Here is a 1,715-nt window from a genome sequence, read left to right on the forward strand (position 1 = left end):
CTCGTCGGCTTTGCGGTACTCTCCGTCAGGAGCTTTAGAATTACCTGAATACCCGCGAGTTACTCTTGGGGTAGTGCTTGCCGAAGGCGACTCAGACGCCGCCGAAGAAGCCGAAGCGGTCTCGCTCGGAGCAGTGGTCGATGATGCCGAGGCGCTCGCCTCGTTAGCAGCCTGTTGGCCGCACGCCGCAAGCAGGGCACCAATGCCCATGAGTGCGCCGCTGCCCAGCATTGCGCGGCGGGTAAAAAGGTTGGAAATCATGGAAGTGTATTCCTTATATCGGTGTGGTGTGTGAATTAAAGGAAAAGGCTATTTCTCATTTTGTAATTCCTCTTCCGTTTTACTTCCGGCAATTTTCCAATAGCCATCAGAGTAGGTGAAAAGGAAATAGAAAGTATCGTCACTAGTCTCAGTGTTAGCCTGCATTGTGAGGTGACCATTAGATTCAACGTACATAACGCTGCTCCAGAACCGACGATGCTTCATACGATACATTTTCTTTGCTTCATCGTAGATAAGCGGGCCCTCTGGCTGGTAGCTATCCAGACCATCAACAGTCCAACCACCGCGCTGATAAAGACCCTGAATATACAGGTAGAACTCATATTCTTCTGCATCTTCTGTTACATATTTGAATGCGTAGGAGCAGTCACCGGTCTGGATTGCGTAGTTGTGCGCAACTACCCAGTCCTTCATCATGCGGTAGAGGCCTTGTTCAGTCTCAGGGTACTGTGCGGGTTCCTTGCGGGGTTCCTGGACGTTCTGCGCAGGACCGTACTCGTCGGCTTTGCGGTACTCTCCGTCAGGGGCTTTGGAATTTCCCGAATATCCGCGAGTTACGATAGGCTTCGGGGTGGTTGAGGCCGAAGCGGACGCAGACTCAGAGGCAACAGCGGTTGCGGTTTCACTCGGTGCTGCGGAGGCGGCGGCTACCGCCTCATTGTTAGCCTGCTGGCCGCAGGCTGCGAGCAGGGTGCCAACGCCCACAAGCGCGCCGCTACTCAACATTGCGCGGCGGGTAAGAAAAACGGAAGTCATGGAAATACATTCCTCGTATCGGTGAAGGTGATTTTTAGCTGGCTTTGTTAATCTTCTTCAAACCAGTTATGAGCCAACGGCCATCTGTATATGTGCAGGAAAGTTCCCAGGAATTATTATCTATTTCTCGGTTCTCGCGGGTTTCCCAGCTACCGTCAGGCTGAACGTACATAACGAAATTCCACTTGCGGTAAACCTTCCAAAGGTAAGTTTGATCGTCGACCTTCTGAGGGTTTTCCTCTGATACGAACTCGTTATGGCCGTCTATAATCCAGCCTCCCTTTTGGTAGAGACCGCTCATCTCATCGTAGAAACTTACTTCTGACTTTAGCGACGGCGCTATGTATTGTCGGGCCTCAGCGAAATCTCCAGTTTCTACCGCATAGTTGCGCCAATTGGCCCAGGCGCGAATTGTCTTTTCCAATCCGGAAATAGACTTTTCTCGATACCCCTCTTCGGGTGCTGGAGGCTTGGGGACATTCTGAGCGGGACCCTTTGAATCTGCTTTGCGGTATTCCCCATCTGGTGCTTTGGATCCGCCCGAATAGCCTCGAACAGTAGAAGGGGTTGCCGAGGTGGAGGATGACTCATCGCCGGTGGCTGAGGCGGTTTCGCCTGGCGTAGCGGTCGATGATGCCGAGGCGCCTGCCTCGTTATTTGCCTGCTGGCCACACGCC

The 1,715-nt window shown here is 52.8% G+C and carries 2 protein-coding genes and 1 pseudogene; all 3 read right to left on the reverse strand.

From position 1 onward, the window contains the following. Positions 1-261, reverse strand: a pseudogene (locus HMPREF3055_RS04640) (DUF6318 family protein); the annotation flags it as partial. Positions 262-309: 48 nt separating this feature from the next. Continuing rightward, entirely contained in the window at positions 310-1,038 is a 729-nt protein-coding gene (locus HMPREF3055_RS04645; protein ID WP_070738278.1) for a DUF6318 family protein, read from the reverse strand. 34 nt (positions 1,039-1,072) lie between these two features. After that, positions 1,073-1,715, reverse strand: a 643-nt coding sequence (locus tag HMPREF3055_RS04650) for a DUF6318 family protein (protein ID WP_070738280.1), incomplete at its 5' end; no start/stop codon positions are given.

The organism is Rothia sp. HMSC061C12 (assembly GCF_001815755.1).
Lineage (GTDB): Bacteria > Actinomycetota > Actinomycetes > Actinomycetales > Micrococcaceae > Rothia > Rothia mucilaginosa.

Bases quoted from the DNA above. Each gene is read 5' to 3' on its own strand.
- HMPREF3055_RS04645 (WP_070738278.1), bottom strand. From the start codon at position 1,038: ATGACTTCCGTTTTTCTTACCCGCCGCGCAATGTTGAGTAGCGGCGCG.